We start from the raw sequence: 14,438 nt of genomic DNA, 5'->3' as shown, positions 1-14,438 counted from the left end.
CCGTTCCTTTCTGAGAGGGGTCCGGCAAGGGGTTCTGCGAGGGGGGTGGTCCTGGTCACCAGGCGCCCTGCCGGACGAGGTGGCGGCGGAGCTTTCCGGTCGGAGTGCGGGGCAGGGACGGGACGAAGCTGACGGATCTGGGGACCTTGAACGAGGCGAGGTGCTCGCGTGCCAGGCGCACGAGGTCGGCCTCCAGACCGGCGGGCAACGGCGTGACGGGGACGACGAAGGCCCGCAGCCGGCTGAAGCCGTGCCCGTCGAGGAAGGCCGCGACCGCGACCTCCCGCACCGCCGGATGCGTCCGCAGTACGGCCTCCACCTCCAGCGGGGAGACGGTGATGCCACCGACCATCTCCATGTCGTCGACGCGGCCCAGGTGCCGGTAGGTGCCGTCCGGTTCGCGGCGGGCGCGGTCGTGGGTGGCGAGCCAGCCGCTGACCAGGGTGCGTTCCGTCTCCTCGGGGCGGTTCAGGTAGCCGGGTGTCACCGTCGGTCCGCGGACCCAGAGTTCGCCCTCCGTGCCGTCCGGCACGGGTCGTCCGGCACGGTCGCGCAGTTCCACCTCGAAGCCGGGTACCGGACGGCCGACGGTGCCCGGGCGGTGGTGCTCGAAGCTGTTGGCGCAGAACGCGTGACCGGCTTCGGTGGAGCCGATCTGCTCCAGCACCGGTGCGCCGAGCAGTTCGGTCACTCGCTGTCCGAGCTCGTCGGGCATGCCCTCACCGGCCGACACCGCGGCGCGTACGGAGGTGAAGCAGGCGGAGTGTCCGTTGCCCCGGTCGGCCACCAGGGCGGCGTACGCGGACGGCACGGAGTACAGCAGGGTCACCCGGTGCCGGGCGACGAGCTCGTCCACGGCGGCCGGGGCCGGACGGCGGTCCACCAGTACGGCGCTCGAGCCGGAGAAGAGCGGGAAGACGAAGGCGTTGCCGAATCCGTAGGCGAAGTACAGCTTCGACACCGACAGGGTGACGTCGTCCGGGGCGACTCGCAGCAGGCGTCGGCCGATGAGGTCGTGGTACGTCTTCGGGTCGGCGTGACAGTGCACGACTCCCTTGGGCCGGCCCGTGGTGCCGGAGGTGTACTGGACGTACAGGGGCGTGTGCGCGTCGACCGGGTGGGCGGTGGCCGGCTCGGCGGCGGGGGTGAGCGCGACCAGCTGATCGGCGCCGAGACGTGCCCGGTCCGCGAACCGGTCCTCCAGGCCCGGTCCGGTCACGCAGAGCACGGCCTCGGCGTCCTCGGCCATGAACGCGTGCTCGGTCGCGGGGAGTTCGGGGTTGACCAGGACCGCGACGGCCCCGAGGCGTGCGGTGGCGAGGAAGGCCGTCACCCAGGCGATGCCGTCGGGCAGCGCGAGCAGTACCCGGTCGCCGGGGCCCACGCCGTACCCGGCGAGCACGGTTGCCGCGCGGGCCGCGAGGTCGTGCACCTCACCGTGGGTCCACACCCGGTGCCCCTGGTGGAAGGCGGTCCGCTCGCTCCAACCGCGCCGCTCGACGAGGGCGGCGAGATGGGCCGAGAGGTTTCCGGGGGCGTCGGCATCGGGCGGGGGTGGTGGCAGCGTGGACCGGGGGGTTGTGGTGGACCGAGAGGTCGTCATCGGGCGGGCTCCTCGGCGGCCGTCGGGACCGGGGACTGGCCCGGGCGGGACAGTGCCGTGGCGCAGTCCTGATGGGCCCGCATCTGCGCCGCCGTCTTCAGCAGCATCTCGTCGTACTCCGCGGCCGGATCGGAGTCGAGGACGATCGCGCCGCCGGCGCCCAGGTGCATCAGGCCGTCGGCGAGTACGGCGGTGCGGATGACGATGTTGAGGTCCGCGCCGCCGCTGCACCCCAGGTAGCCGAGCGCCCCGGAGTACACGCCGCGCGCCTCGGTCTCCAGGGAGTCGATGATCTCCATGGTGCGGAGCTTCGGCGCGCCGGTCATCGAACCGCCGGGGAAGCAGGCACGGACGCAGTCCACCGCGTCCGTGCCCTCGCGCAGCCTGCCCTCGACGGTGGAGACGAGCTGGTGGACGGTGGCGTACGTCTCGGTGGCCATCAGTCGGGAGACACGCACCGTGCCGGTCCGGCAGACCCGGCCGAGGTCGTTGCGGAGCAGGTCGACGATCATCAGGTTCTCGGCGCGCGTCTTGGCGTCCGCCGCCAGCGCGTCCCGCAGCCGGGCGTCCTCCTGGGGACCGTCGCCGCGGGGCGCGGTGCCCTTGATGGGCCTGGCCTCGGCGAGGCCGTCCCGGGTGATCCGCAGAAAACGCTCGGGGGACGCGCCCGCCACCTCGACCTCCCCGAACCTCAGAAACGCCGCGTACGGCGCCGGGTTGACGCGCCGCAGCACCCGGTAGAAGTCGTACGCGTCCGGCGGGGCGGGCAGCCGGGCGGCGTTGGTCAGGCAGATCTCGTAGCTGGTGCCCGCCCTGAGCTCGCGTCCGCAGGCCTCGATGTCCGCGAGGTACGTCGCCCGGTCGCGGACCAGCCACGGCTCGGCGGCGTCGAGGTCCGGCTCGGCCGGTAAGGGCAGCGTCGGCCGGTCCGTGGTGACGAAGGTGAGCTGGGCCAGCGCCGCCTCGAGCCAGTCGGTGGCCTCGCGGGTGGCCGCCGGGGTGTCCTCGGCGAGGCAGACGGCGTAGGTGAAGCCTTCCTGGTGGTCCACCGCGATCAGCCGGTCGGCGAACAGCCAGCACGCGTCGGGGGTTTCGGCCCGGTGGCGGTTCGGTGCGTGCGTGCCGCAGTCGGCCTTCATCTCGTAGCCGAAGTAGCCGACGTATCCGCCGGTGAAGTCGAAGGGCAGCCCGGTGGCGTCCACCTGGCGGTTCGCCAACTGCCGCTTGAGGTAGTCGAAGACGCTCGCCCGGACCTTGCGCGGGGGACGCCCGGCCCGCTCGATCTCGCAGTGGCCGGCCGTGACGTCGTAGCGGACGAACTCGGAGAGCGGGCCACTGCCGTCGCCGAAGAACGAGAAACGGGACCGGCCCTCCTCGACCAGCGAGCTGTCCAGCCAGAACGCCCGCGGCGCGGCGGCGTACATGCGGGTGAAGGCGGCCTCCGCGTCGACCGCGGTGGCGATGCGGCGGGTGTGCAGGCGGTAGGCGGGGCGGGCGACGGTCCGCGGGGAGTGCGCGGAGCGGACGGCTCCCGCGGGGCGGGGGATCGCCGCCGCGGACGGGGTGACCGCGGTGTTCTTCGTACGCGGCTTGCGGGCCCGTTCCGCCGTGAGGTTGCGGAAGTTCATGAGCATCCGGTGGCCGTAGTCGGTGAGGACGGACTCCGGGTGGAACTGCACCCCCCACAGCGGCCGGGTGCGGTGCCGCAGCCCCATCAGAACGCCGTCCTCGGCCCAGGCGGTGGCCTCGAGCGTTTCGGGGAGCGGCTCGGGCACCGACAGCGAGTGGTAGCGGACCGCGGTGAAGTTCTGCGGCAGCCCCTGGAACAGGTCCCGCTCGTCGTGCCGGATCGTGGACAGATGCCCGTGCCGGGGCTCGGGGGCGGGCGTCACCCGGCCCTGCTCCCCGAGGGCGATGCCCTGATGCCCGAGGCAGACGCCGAGTACGGGGATCGCGGACTCGGCGATCACTCTGGCACTGATCCCGAAGTCGCGTGTTGCGGCCGGGTGTCCCGGTCCCGGCGACACGACCACATTGTCGAATTCCCGGAGAGTCGCGAGATCCGGAATTCTGTCGGGCGGGGCATCGTTCAGGATTACCACCGGTTCCTCGCCGTTGACCTCGGCAATCAGCTGGAACAGGTTGTATGTGTACGAGTCGTAATTGTCGATGAGCAGGGTCTTCACCCGCCCACCTCCCTTTGGTCGTTCTCTGGCCTACGCGGTCCGTCTCTTGTGTCGTCCACGGAGTGCCTGGAGCGGTGGGTACAGCCACTTCTTGAAGAAACGCTGGAGGCGCGGCATGAGAATCCAGGTGACGAGAGCCGTCACGCACAGGCACAACAGCAGAGTACGGATGAGCGGATTGAGGCCGCCCAGATAGGGGAGCACGGTCAGATTGAACAGGAGCACCGGCGGGAATACCGCGCTCATATTCACGAACCAGAGCTTCCATTTCGATGGAGGGCGCGGTGCGGCGGATGCGGCCGGCGTGGTGGTCTGGGAATCGAACCACGCCTTCGAACCCTGCACGCTCCTGCGTCCCGTCTCCCGGGCGAACCCCTGCGTCCGGGCCTCCCACTGCGCCCGGGTGATCGAGTTCTCCCAGTTCTGGGCCGAATCCTCGCTGTCGAAGCGGTAGAGCACATGCCACTCCGCCTCTCCGTCGGCAAGTACGCCACCTCCCAGGAAGCCCGGTTGCTGGGAGCCGGCCCGTAGTGCGGCCCACCCCCAGGAGTGGAAGTCGGTCTCGCGGCCCGGGATCACGTGATACGCCACCGTGACGGTAACGGGATTCCTGGTCACCCCACCGAATACGGGAAGAGTGGCTGCCCCGTTCAAATCTTCAACGAAGTTTTTCGACGGCCCTGTTGCCTGCCTGGTCGCCTTGTCCGCTTGCCCTGCCCGACCGTCCGCAACGTGACCTTTTGTTGGCTTTTTGGCTGCCTTGGCACCCTCTGTCGAGCGATACTCCGGGTAACCTTTCTGGAATTCCTGAAAGTGCTTGCCGGGGAAGCGGCTAAAGCTGCACGATCGCCATCCGCCCCGAAAATGTGGCGACGGAAAGAGTTGTGAAGGTTCCGTAAAGGAGATCCATGTCCAGGTACGACTGGAATCTGACCAATGAAGGAATCGAGCGGGCGCGTTCCGTGATCGAACCCGCCCGGAAAGAAGTGACCGCCCATCCGATTTACCAGCGGATAAACAGCCGGGAGCGCATGGCGACATTCATGGCGCACCATGTGTTCGCGGTGTGGGACTTCATGTCCCTGCTCAAGTCCCTGCAACGGGAACTGACCTGCGTCGACGTCCCTTGGGTGCCGCGCGGCTCGCCGGTGGGCCGACGGCTGATCAACGACATCGTGCTGGTCGAGGAGAGCGACGAGCTGAACGGCGGCTTCACCAGCCACTTCGAGCTGTACCGCGCCGGCATGACCGAGGCGGCGGCCGACACGACCCGGATCGACACCTTCCTCGCCCTGATCGCGGAGGGCCATGATGTGCCGTCGGCGCTGCGCGTCGCCCAAGTGCCCGGCCCGGCCGCCGAGTTCGTCGGCACGACCTTCGGGATCATCGCCGACCGGCCACTGCACTGCCGGGCGGCCGCCTTCGCCTTCTCCCGGGAGGATCTCATCCCGGACATGTTCGACCAGGTCATCAAGAAGGAAGGAACCGACCGCTTCCCGCTCTTCTGCGACTACCTCGCCCGTCACATCGAGGTCGACGGCGAGGAGCACACCCCCATGGCCATGCAGATGGTGGCCGACCTCTGCGGCACGGACGACGCCCGCTGGCAGGAGGCCGTCGAAACGGCCACGCTGGCGCTGGAGGCCAGGTCTCGTTTGTGGGACGGCATTGTGGAGGCGATGGTCTGACGTGAGTGCCGAGGGCCGAGTTCGTGACTGCCGAGGCGTGGGTCTCGGGCCCGGGCGGCGTCAATTCAGCCCGTCCGGCGCTTGAGGGCAAGGCCGCTCAGGCCGAACGGGGGGCTGGGGGCGGAGCCTCCGGGAACGGGACAGGAATGGGGCAGGGATGGGATGGGGCGGGTAGGGGCGGCGGGGGTGAAATCACCCGACCGAGCCACGACACCCCCGTCAAGTCACCTCGCCCTCCACCGGCGCCTCACCGAACCGGGCCAAGGCCAAGGCCCCCACCACCGCCACCACAAACCCCAGCACCGCCAGCCACCCCAAACCCTCCCGCGTACGATCCCCCAGCCACAGCACCCCGATCAGTGCCGGCCCGATCGTCTCGCCGATCACCATTCCCGCCGTCGCCACCGTCACATCCCCCCGCTGCAACGCCGACGTCAGCAACAAAAACGCGGCCCCACCCCCGACCAGCACCGCATACGTCGCAGGATTGCGCACCAGCGCCCCCAGTGCGAGCTCGTCGATCAGCCGCACCGACACCTCGACCACCCCGAACCCGATCCCCGCACCCAACCCCAGCGTCAACGCCCGCCCCCGCCCCGGCCAACGCCCGGCCACCGCCCCGAGGACCAGCACAGCCACGGCGGTCCCCAACATCGCGTACTTCAGCGTCGTCGACCCCGCCTGTTCCCCCTCCTCCCCGGACGCCAGCCCGAGCATCCCCAGCCCCGCGCACACCACCCCCACCGCGGCCCACTCCACCCGCTCAACCGCACCCGCAACAGCCACGAGGCCACCACCGCCGTCACCGCGAGGCTCGCCGCCAGCGCCGCTCCCACCGTGTAGAGGGGAATGGACCGCAGCGCCGCGATCTGCAACAGGAAGCCCAGCCCGTCCAGCGCCAGCCCTGCGAGATACCGCCACTCCCGCAGTGCCCGGAGCAGCGGCGCGGCGTCCCCGACCGCGCTCCCGACCGCACCCCCGTCCCCGCCCCCGCCGCCGGTGTCGGCCGCAGCCCGCGCGGCGATGGCCTGCAACACCGTCGCCGTACCGAAACAGACCGCCGCACCAAGTGCGCACATCATCCCAAAGAGCACAAAGTGACTGTAGGGGAGGCAGGATCGCCGGGGGGCCGCTGCGCGTTTGTCGTAGGCGCTCTCTAATCTGATCGCTTGCGACAAGTGATACGAATTACTTGATCGCTTGTGGCGAGCGAGATGAACTAGCGAGATGAACTTCTGATCGCTTCCGACGGGCGAGGCGAACTGAAGCGGGACAACAGGACAACGGGGGAACGAACATGGCAGACGCGCGACGGCAACTGCGCTCGGGCACGGTCGTACTCGGCGGCATGGGACTCCTCGCGGTGACCCTCACCGCCTGCTCCTCGGACCCGGACAAGCGCTGCGTGGACCGCGACAGCTACAACGCCACCAAGGGCTACGAGGTCGTCGCGGACAAGAACTGCAAGTCCACCAAGACCTCCGCCAACGGCTCCTGGTACTACGGCGGCAAGAAGAAGAGCGGCTGGATCGACGGCGGGTCCTTCACCAAGCCGGGCAAGGGGTCCGGCGGCAGCACCAGCGACAGCAGCGTCGATCGCAACGGTTTCGGCAGCGGCAGCGGCAGCTCCGGCGGCTGAGCGACCCGGACCCCGATCGGACACGTACGCCGTGGAACGCCGAACCATCGAGCCCCGTGACGGCTGGCAGCAGACCGTCGAGCAGCAGGGCCTCATCTACCCCCTCACCCGCTACCCGGACGACTCGCTGCGCCCCTACTGGGACGAGAGCGCCTACTACGCCTTCTCGCTTCCCGAGGTGGAGGCTCTGGAGGAGGTCGTCGAGGACCTGCACCGCATGTGCCTGGCGGCAGCCGAGCACATCGTCACCGCGGACCGCTTCGCCGACCTCGGCATCACCGACCTCCGTCTGCGCGAACTCATCGCCGAAGCCTGGCACCGCCGTGCCGAACTCCCCTCCGTCTATGGCCGGTTCGACCTGCGCTACGACGGCACCGGCCCGGCCAAGCTCCTGGAGTACAACGCCGACACCCCGACCTCCCTCGTCGAGGCCGCCGGCCCCCAGTGGTTCTGGATGGAGGACCGCTTCCCGGGCGCCGACCAGTGGAACTCCCTCCATGAACGCCTCGTCGCCGCCTGGAAGAAGCAGGCGTCGCTCCTCCCGCCGGGCAGCCCCCTCTACTTCGCGCACTCCGTCGCCGACGAACTCGGCGAGGACCTGATGACGGTCGCCTATCTGAAGGAGACCGCCGAGCAGGCCGGCCTCGACACGGACTGGATCTCGATGGAGGAGATCGGCTGGGACCCGCTGTCCGGCCGCTTCGTCGACAACCAGCTCCACTTCATCCGCAGCTGCTTCAAGCTCTACCCCTGGGAATGGCTCACCTCCGACCGCTTCGCCGACCACGTCCTGAACACCCTCGACAACGGAGGCGGCACGGGTACGACGATGTGGATCGAGCCCGCCTGGAAGATGCTCCTCTCCAACAAGGCCCTCCTCGCCATCCTCTGGGAGCTGTATCCCGGCCACCCGAACCTCCTCCCCGCCCACCTCGACGGCCCGAGGGAGCTGGCCAGGACGACGGGGTACGTCGCCAAGCCGCTTCTCGGCCGCGAGGGCGCCGGTGTCACCGTCCACGAACCCGGCGCAGCCCCCCTCGTACGTGACGAACCCTGCTGCTACCAGGAGTTGGCCCCCCTGCCTTCCTTCGACGGCAACCGCGTCGTCCTCGGCGCCTGGGTCGTCGAGGGCGAGTCGGCGGGTCTCGGCATCCGCGAGTCGTCCGGCCTGATCACGGACGAGTACGCCCGCTTTCTGCCCCACGTGATCGTCTGACGACTGGTCCGACGGACAGCCCTTAGACCCCGAGCACCCCTCTCAGCTGAGCCAGCCCCCAGTCGAGGTCCTCCTTGCTGATGACCAGGGGCGGGGCGATCCGGATCGTGACGCCGTGGGTGTCCTTGACGAGGACGCCCCGGTCCATCAGCTTCTCGGAGATCTCCCGTCCCGTGCCGTACGCCGGGGCGATGTCGACGCCTGCCCACAGCCCCCGCCCGCGCACCCCGGTGACATGGCCCGAGCCCGTCAACAGGCCCAGCTCATGGTGCAGATGCTCGCCGAGCTCGGCGGCCCGCCGCTGGAACTCGCCCGACCGCAGCATCGCGATCACCTCGAGCGCCACCGCGCATGCCAGCGGATTCCCCCCGAACGTCGAACCGTGCTCCCCCGGCCGGAACACCCCGAGCACCTCCTGGTCGGCCACCACCGCCGACACCGGAACGACCCCGCCTCCCAGCGCCTTGCCCAGCACATACACATCCGGCACGACTCCCTCGTGCTCACACGCGAAGGTCTTCCCTGTCCTGCCGAGACCCGACTGGATCTCGTCCGCGATGAACAGCACATTCCGCTCCCGCGTCACCTCCCGTACACCCTGGAGATAACCGTGCGGCGGCACCAGCACCCCCGCCTCGCCCTGAATCGGCTCAAGCAGCACGGCGACCGTGTTCTCGCTGAGCGCCGCCCGCATCGCGGTCAGGTCCCCATACGGCACGATCTCGAACCCCGGCGTGTACGGCCCGAAGTCCGCCCGCGCCTCCGGGTCCGTGGAGAAACTGATGATCGTGGTCGTACGGCCGTGGAAGTTGTTGCCCGCGACCACGATCTTCGCCATTTCCGCGGGCACGCCCTTGACCCGGTACCCCCACTTCCGGGCCGTCTTGACCGCGCTCTCCACCGCCTCCGCGCCCGTGTTCATCGGCAGCACCATCTCCTTGCCGCACAACGCCGCCAGCTCTCGGCAGAAGTCCGCGAACCGGTCGTGATGGAAGGCACGCGACGTCAGCGTCACCCGCTCCAGCTGCGCTTTCGCCGCCTCGATCAGCCGCCGGTTGCCATGGCCGAAATTCAGCGCCGAGTATCCGGCCAGCATGTCGAGGAAGCGGCGCCCCTCGACATCCGTCATCCAGGCGCCGTCCGCCGTCGCCACGACGACCGGCAGCGGGTGGTAGTTGTGCGCGCTGTGCGCATCAGCCGACGTGATGAACGCCTGTGTCGTCTCCGTAGCGGTCACGGGATCTCCGTTTCTTGGGGACCAGCACGGGGGCGTCTTCCCGAGCTCGGGGGAGCACCCCGCCGGTGGGTGGTGCTTGTGGCCTCTTTCCTATCGTCGCTCGCATGGCGGACTGGGGAACCCGGCGATCCGGCGTGCCCGGTAGGCTGAGCGGCGGGGCCGTGACTGGCGCGCTGGGATGGGACCGACCATCGGGGAGCGGCCTCTGAACTGTGTGCCGTGCGCCTGGGCCGAACCGTGAATCGTGATCGCTGAACGCCACGCCGTCCGGAGGCCGACATGCCCGAGCAGCCCCTCTCCACCGAATCCACCGCCTTCCGCAGCGCCCTCGACGTGATCCGGGCCGTGGAGCCCCGCGTCGCCGACGCCATCGGCCAGGAAGTCGCCGACCAGCGCGCCATGCTCAAACTCATCGCGTCCGAGAACTACGCCTCCCCGGCCACCCTCCTGGCCATGGGCAACTGGTTCAGCGACAAGTACGCCGAGGGCACCGTCGGCCGCCGCTTCTACGCCGGCTGTCGCAACGTCGACACCGTCGAGGCCCTGGCCGCCGAGCACGCCCGCGAACTCTTCGGTGCCGAGCACGCCTACGCCCAGCCGCATTCCGGTATCGACGCCAACCTCGTCGCCTTCTGGGCCGTCCTTGCCGCCCGCGTCGAGGCCCCTGCCCTGGAGCGGGCCGGCGTCCGCAACGTCAACGACCTCTCCGAGGCCGACTGGGCCGAGCTGCGTCAGGCCTTCGGCAACCAGCGCATGCTCGGCATGTCCCTGGACGCCGGCGGCCACCTCACCCACGGCTTCCGCCCGAACATCTCCGGCAAGATGTTCAACCAGCGCTCCTACGGCACCGACCCCGCCACCGGCCTCATCGACTACGAGGCCCTGCGCACCTCCGCCCGTGAGTTCAAGCCCCTGATCCTCGTCGCCGGCTACTCCGCCTACCCCCGCCTGGTGAACTTCCGCATCATGCGGGAGATCGCCGACGAGGTCGGCGCCACCCTCATGGTCGACATGGCCCACTTCGCCGGTCTCGTCGCCGGCAAGGTCCTCACCGGCGACTTCGACCCGATCCCGCACGCCCAGATCGTCACCACCACCACGCACAAGTCGCTGCGCGGCCCGCGCGGCGGCATGGTGCTGTGCGACGAGACCCTCGCCGAGCAGGTCGACCGCGGCTGCCCGATGGTCCTCGGTGGCCCCCTTCCTCATGTCATGGCCGCCAAGGCCGTCGCGCTCGCCGAGGCCCGCCGCCCCGAGTTCCGCGACTACGCCCAGGCCGTCGTCGACAACTCGCGCGCCCTCGCCGAGGGCCTGATGCGCCGCGGCGCCACGCTGGTCACCGGCGGCACCGACAACCACCTCAACCTGATCGACGTCGCCTCCTCCTACGGCCTCACCGGCCGCCAGGCCGAGTCCGCACTGCTCGACTCGGGCATCGTCACCAACCGCAACGCCATCCCCGCCGACCCCAACGGCGCCTGGTACACCTCCGGCATCCGCATCGGCACGCCCGCGCTGACCACCCGTGGTCTGGGCACGGCCGAGATGGACGAGATCGCCGCTCTGATCGACCGCGTCCTCACCGCCGCCGAGCCCGGCACCACCGCCAAGGGCGCCCCGTCCAAGGCCCAGCACGTCCTGGACCCGAAGATCTCCGATGAGATCTCCCACCGCGCGACCGACCTGCTCACCGGCTTCCCGCTCTACCCGGAGATCGACCTCGGCTGACCCCCCCCGACGGGGCTACAAGTCGATCAGCTCCTGTCGTGGTTCCCGCGGCGGTCCGGCAGCTTCACGCCGGGGCCGCCGCGCGGCGTATCACAAGGGTGTCGCCGACGCCGAGGGCCAGACCTGCCGCCAGTCCGGGTATCGCCCACCGTGCACGCTCCTCCGCATCCGGTTTCGAGGCGGCCACCGAGTCGCTCCCGGAGCCGAACAGGTCCCTGCGCCCCGCCAGCTCGTTGAACACCGAGCGCGGCGCGCGATGCCAGCGGATGTCGTCGTCCTCCACGTCGGGTGAAGGATCCGACCGCACCCAGGGCATGCCGTCCGCCGCGAGGAACACCTGGTCCTGACGCTCGATGGCGACATCGCCACCCGGCGCCCTGCTGGTCACCGGCCAGCCCCCGACCCCGGTCAGCCCCCAGATCACGGTGGCCAGCACCTTTGGGTGGCGGCCCTCCACCCAGGCCTCGGGCACCCTCTCCGTCCCGGTGTATCTGGGCGACAGCAACCGCCAGAACCGTACGAAGTCCTCCTCCCCGGTGTGCAGGGTGGTCGTTCGCCCCGTGTCACCGGCGTCGACCAGGGCCAGATTCGGGGTGTCGGCCTTCGCGTAGGCCATGGTGTGCGCCCAGGCGTGGGCCGCTGGTGTGCCGAGTGCGGTCAGGGCGGCCGCGGAAACCACACATACAAGCAATATCACCCCTCAACTTCATCCTTCTGACCTGAAAACTCACCCATCCCCCTCGTCCGTCCAGCACCTCATACGTCCCGCAACTCCTGCCGAGGCTCCCCCTTGTGCGGCAGCCGTACCCGAGCCAGCAGAGCCCCGGCCGCCGCCCCCGGTAGCGCCCACCACCAGTCGGTGCCGTCGTCGGCCGCGGCGGCGGTCGCCGCACGGGGTTGCTCGCTGCGCGCGGGCGCGCTGGGCGTATCCTCCGTGGTCTCCCAAGGCGCCGGATAAATGGCCCCGGCACCCCCAGCCGATGACGAGCCCATCACCCCGAGCTTCTTCAACAGCGCGCGCACCTGGGCCGGATGCTCCGCCTTGTGCCAGTAGCCGTTCATCGACTGCATATTGGTCGCCGTATGTATCCACACCTCCTTGCTCCTCGGTGTGTCCGGGTATACGCGGTCGACGCGCCAAGGTGACACGTCGTGGAGCATCCACGTGACGTTGATCTGACGGCCGCCGTTGCCGCCGTCGAGCCCCGGGGGCTCCTCGCTTGTGCCCGAGCCAGGCTCGCCCAGCAGTCGCATCAGCTCCCCGTACTCCTTGTCCGAGTGGTACAGCGCCGTGGTCTCCGCGCTCTCCGGCGAGACCACCAGCACGCTCGTCGGGCCGCCGGCCATCGCGGGCGATGCCCCCAGCAGCACCGCCGAGAGGACCACCGCCAACACCCCTGTTCCCGCGAGCAGTTCACGAACCCTGCGCATCCGAGCCCCCAACCAGCCGGTCGATCTACGTGCGGCCCGCCCGCACGCCGTGTGTCACTTCTGGTACACCGCTCGACCCGCCGGGGTTCCCACTCGGCGCCGACCAAAAGTCGCGCTACCTCAGCGACTTCGCTTTCCCATTACCGCAGCGGCCACCTACCGCAGCGGCCACCTACTTCAGCGGCCACCTACTTCAACGACTTCGCGATCTCCACCGCCCGCGCCTTCGACGCCACCCCCTCGATGCGGAGGGTCACCTCATCCCCCTGCATCCACAGCAGCGTGGGCCCCGCGGTCCGCTCCGAGCGGGTGAAGCGGTCCCCGTCCGCGTCGATGAGCCAGAAGCTCAGCAGGTGCGGCTTCGCAAACCACAGCGCCGGATTGCCGTAGTCCCCGTTCCCGCCCAGCTGCACCCACTCCGGCTGCTCCCGCACCGTCTTGGAGAAACCGATGTCCAGGTGCGCCGGATACTCGTCCAGCCGGACCGTGTGCCCGTGCTCGCGCCAGCACAGGCTCACCAGGAGCCGTCCCTTCGGCTCGGGCGTCACCGTCACCGCGTCCGGCGTCCCGAGGGCGTCGGGCACGAGAGGCGCGAACCCGGCCCGCCGTTCTGCCTGCGCCGGTGTCAGCGAAGGGCCGCACCCCGGTACCCGGGCGCCTGGCGAGGGCAGCGCCGACGGGTCGTACCGCACCTCGACCCCGCCGAAGCCGAACCAGTCCACGACCGCGGCGCGCACCGGAGGCGTGAGCACGAGGACCGTCAGCACGCCGCACAGGCCCGCGGTCAGCGCGCGCCAGCGCACTCGCGCCCAGCGGCGCACCGCCCGGAGCCGCTCGCCGGGTCCCTGCGGCTCGGCCACCGGGACCGGGATCCTCTCGGCGAGTATCTGCTCCAGCACCCGCTCGACCATCGACTCGCTCCCGGCCGCCCCGGGCCGGTCCAGCGACCGCCCGAGCGCCCGCAACTCCTCCGGCAGCCGCGAGCCGCCCTCACGGGCAGGCCTGATCCGGTCACCAGACGGCTCCGTGCCCCCCGTGTCCTTCTCCTCGTACGGCTCACTCATGCTCATCACCCCCTTCCCGAGGCTCGAAGTCCGGCAGCAGGCGGCCCAGCTTGCGCAGGGCGCGGTTGAGCCGGGATTTCACCGTGCCGCGCGGCCAGCCCAGGGCCTGGGCCGTCTCTGGTTCGTCCATCTCCAGGAGATAGCGGTACGTGACGACGAGGCGGTGCTCCTCGCTCAGCTGCTCCAAGGCGGCCAGCAGTGCCGTACGGCGCTCGATCTCCAGCGCCGCGACCGCCGGATCCGCTGATTCCGGTATCAGGGGCTCCGCCTCCGCGAACGCGGCCTCCCGGCCCGCCAGCGTCCGCTGCCGCACCGCCGTCCGCACTGTGTTCCTCGTCTCATTGGCGACGATCGAGAGCAGCCACGGCTTGAATGCCGAGCCGTCCCGAAAGCGCCCCAGCGAGCAGTACGCCTTGATGAACGCCTGCTGCACCACGTCCTCCGCGTCCGCACCCGCCCCCAGTGCCCTGGCCGCTCTGATCGCGATGCCCGTATGGGCACAGCTCCGCGTACGCCTCCGGCTCACCGGCGCGTACGCGTGCGATCACCACGGCCTCGTCGACGACGATGCGGCCCCCCTCCCGCGTCCTCACACTCTTGCTACACCGCCGAAGGCCAATCGGTTCCCACCCGCGCCGCACCTGTT

Annotated in this window: 11 protein-coding genes, 2 pseudogenes and 1 riboswitch; of the genes and pseudogenes, 4 read left to right on the top strand and 9 right to left on the bottom strand. The window is 70.1% G+C overall.

What is annotated here, in order from left to right; translation table 11 throughout:
• Positions 1-55: 55 nt before the first annotated feature.
• Genes AB0D57_RS14405 through AB0D57_RS14395 form a run of 3 tightly spaced genes read right to left on the bottom strand, consistent with a single transcriptional unit; the run spans position 56 to position 4,407 of the window.
• The gene (locus tag AB0D57_RS14405) at positions 56-1,603 is read right to left on the bottom strand and encodes an AMP-binding protein (protein ID WP_362071507.1); all 1,548 of its coding nucleotides are present in this window, start codon (positions 1,601-1,603) and stop codon (positions 56-58) included.
• On the bottom strand, positions 1,600-3,789 hold the full coding sequence (gene pabB / locus AB0D57_RS14400; protein ID WP_362071505.1) for an aminodeoxychorismate synthase component I: 2,190 nt from the start codon (positions 3,787-3,789) through the stop codon (positions 1,600-1,602). Before pabB ends, AB0D57_RS14405 begins: the two co-directional genes overlap by 4 nt.
• 30 nt (positions 3,790-3,819) lie before the next feature.
• Entirely contained in the window at positions 3,820-4,407 is a 588-nt protein-coding gene (locus tag AB0D57_RS14395; protein ID WP_362071503.1) for an antibiotic biosynthesis monooxygenase, read from the bottom strand.
• Between the two features lie 290 nt (positions 4,408-4,697).
• Between AB0D57_RS14395 and AB0D57_RS14390 the strand changes: the two genes are divergently transcribed.
• Positions 4,698-5,477: a DUF3050 domain-containing protein gene (locus AB0D57_RS14390; RefSeq protein WP_362071501.1), complete on the top strand. Its 780-nt coding sequence runs from the start codon at positions 4,698-4,700 to the stop codon at positions 5,475-5,477.
• Positions 5,478-5,696: 219 nt separating this feature from the next.
• Here the strand turns inward: AB0D57_RS14390 and AB0D57_RS14385 are convergent.
• Positions 5,697-6,559: pseudogene (locus tag AB0D57_RS14385) on the bottom strand (hypothetical protein).
• Between the two features lie 215 nt (positions 6,560-6,774).
• Here AB0D57_RS14385 and AB0D57_RS14380 point away from each other — a divergent pair.
• Both AB0D57_RS14380 and AB0D57_RS14375 read left to right on the top strand, forming a co-directional pair.
• Complete coding sequence (locus AB0D57_RS14380) at positions 6,775-7,116, top strand: hypothetical protein (RefSeq protein WP_362071499.1); 342 nt, start codon at positions 6,775-6,777, stop codon at positions 7,114-7,116.
• A gap of 31 nt (positions 7,117-7,147) precedes the next feature.
• On the top strand, positions 7,148-8,332 hold the full coding sequence (locus tag AB0D57_RS14375) for a glutathionylspermidine synthase family protein (RefSeq protein WP_362071497.1): 1,185 nt from the start codon (positions 7,148-7,150) through the stop codon (positions 8,330-8,332).
• 22 nt (positions 8,333-8,354) lie between these two features.
• Here the strand turns inward: AB0D57_RS14375 and rocD are convergent, their stop codons facing one another.
• Positions 8,355-9,569, bottom strand: coding sequence for an ornithine--oxo-acid transaminase (gene rocD / locus AB0D57_RS14370; protein ID WP_362071495.1), 1,215 nt, complete (start codon positions 9,567-9,569; stop codon positions 8,355-8,357).
• Between the two features lie 151 nt (positions 9,570-9,720).
• A riboswitch (ZMP/ZTP riboswitch) is annotated at positions 9,721-9,807 on the top strand.
• Between the two features lie 41 nt (positions 9,808-9,848).
• Between rocD and AB0D57_RS14365 the strand changes: the two genes are divergently transcribed.
• Positions 9,849-11,297, top strand: a complete 1,449-nt coding sequence (locus AB0D57_RS14365; protein ID WP_362071493.1) for a glycine hydroxymethyltransferase — start codon at positions 9,849-9,851, stop codon at positions 11,295-11,297.
• 64 nt (positions 11,298-11,361) lie between these two features.
• Here AB0D57_RS14365 and AB0D57_RS14360 read toward each other — a convergent pair whose 3' ends face one another.
• The 4 genes and pseudogenes from AB0D57_RS14360 to AB0D57_RS14345 all read right to left on the bottom strand — a co-directional run bounded on the left by AB0D57_RS14360 (position 11,362) and on the right by AB0D57_RS14345 (position 14,340).
• Positions 11,362-11,994 (bottom strand): hypothetical protein, encoded by a 633-nt coding sequence (locus tag AB0D57_RS14360; RefSeq protein WP_362071491.1) that lies wholly within the window; start codon positions 11,992-11,994, stop codon positions 11,362-11,364.
• A gap of 59 nt (positions 11,995-12,053) precedes the next feature.
• Positions 12,054-12,728 carry a hypothetical protein gene (locus AB0D57_RS14355; RefSeq protein WP_362071489.1) on the bottom strand — a complete coding sequence of 225 codons (675 nt, stop codon included), beginning with the start codon at positions 12,726-12,728 and terminating at the stop codon, positions 12,054-12,056.
• A gap of 188 nt (positions 12,729-12,916) precedes the next feature.
• Positions 12,917-13,792, bottom strand: a complete 876-nt coding sequence (locus AB0D57_RS14350; protein WP_362071487.1) for a hypothetical protein — start codon at positions 13,790-13,792, stop codon at positions 12,917-12,919.
• A pseudogene (locus AB0D57_RS14345) lies at positions 13,785-14,340 on the bottom strand (RNA polymerase sigma factor). Before AB0D57_RS14345 ends, AB0D57_RS14350 begins: the two are co-directional and overlap by 8 nt.
• Positions 14,341-14,438 lie beyond the last annotated feature (98 nt).

Source organism: Streptomyces sp. NPDC048275, assembly GCF_040652275.1.
GTDB lineage: Bacteria > Actinomycetota > Actinomycetes > Streptomycetales > Streptomycetaceae > Streptomyces.
Note: the sequence above shows the minus strand (reverse complement) of the source record. Positions and strands in the feature narration are given on the sequence as shown.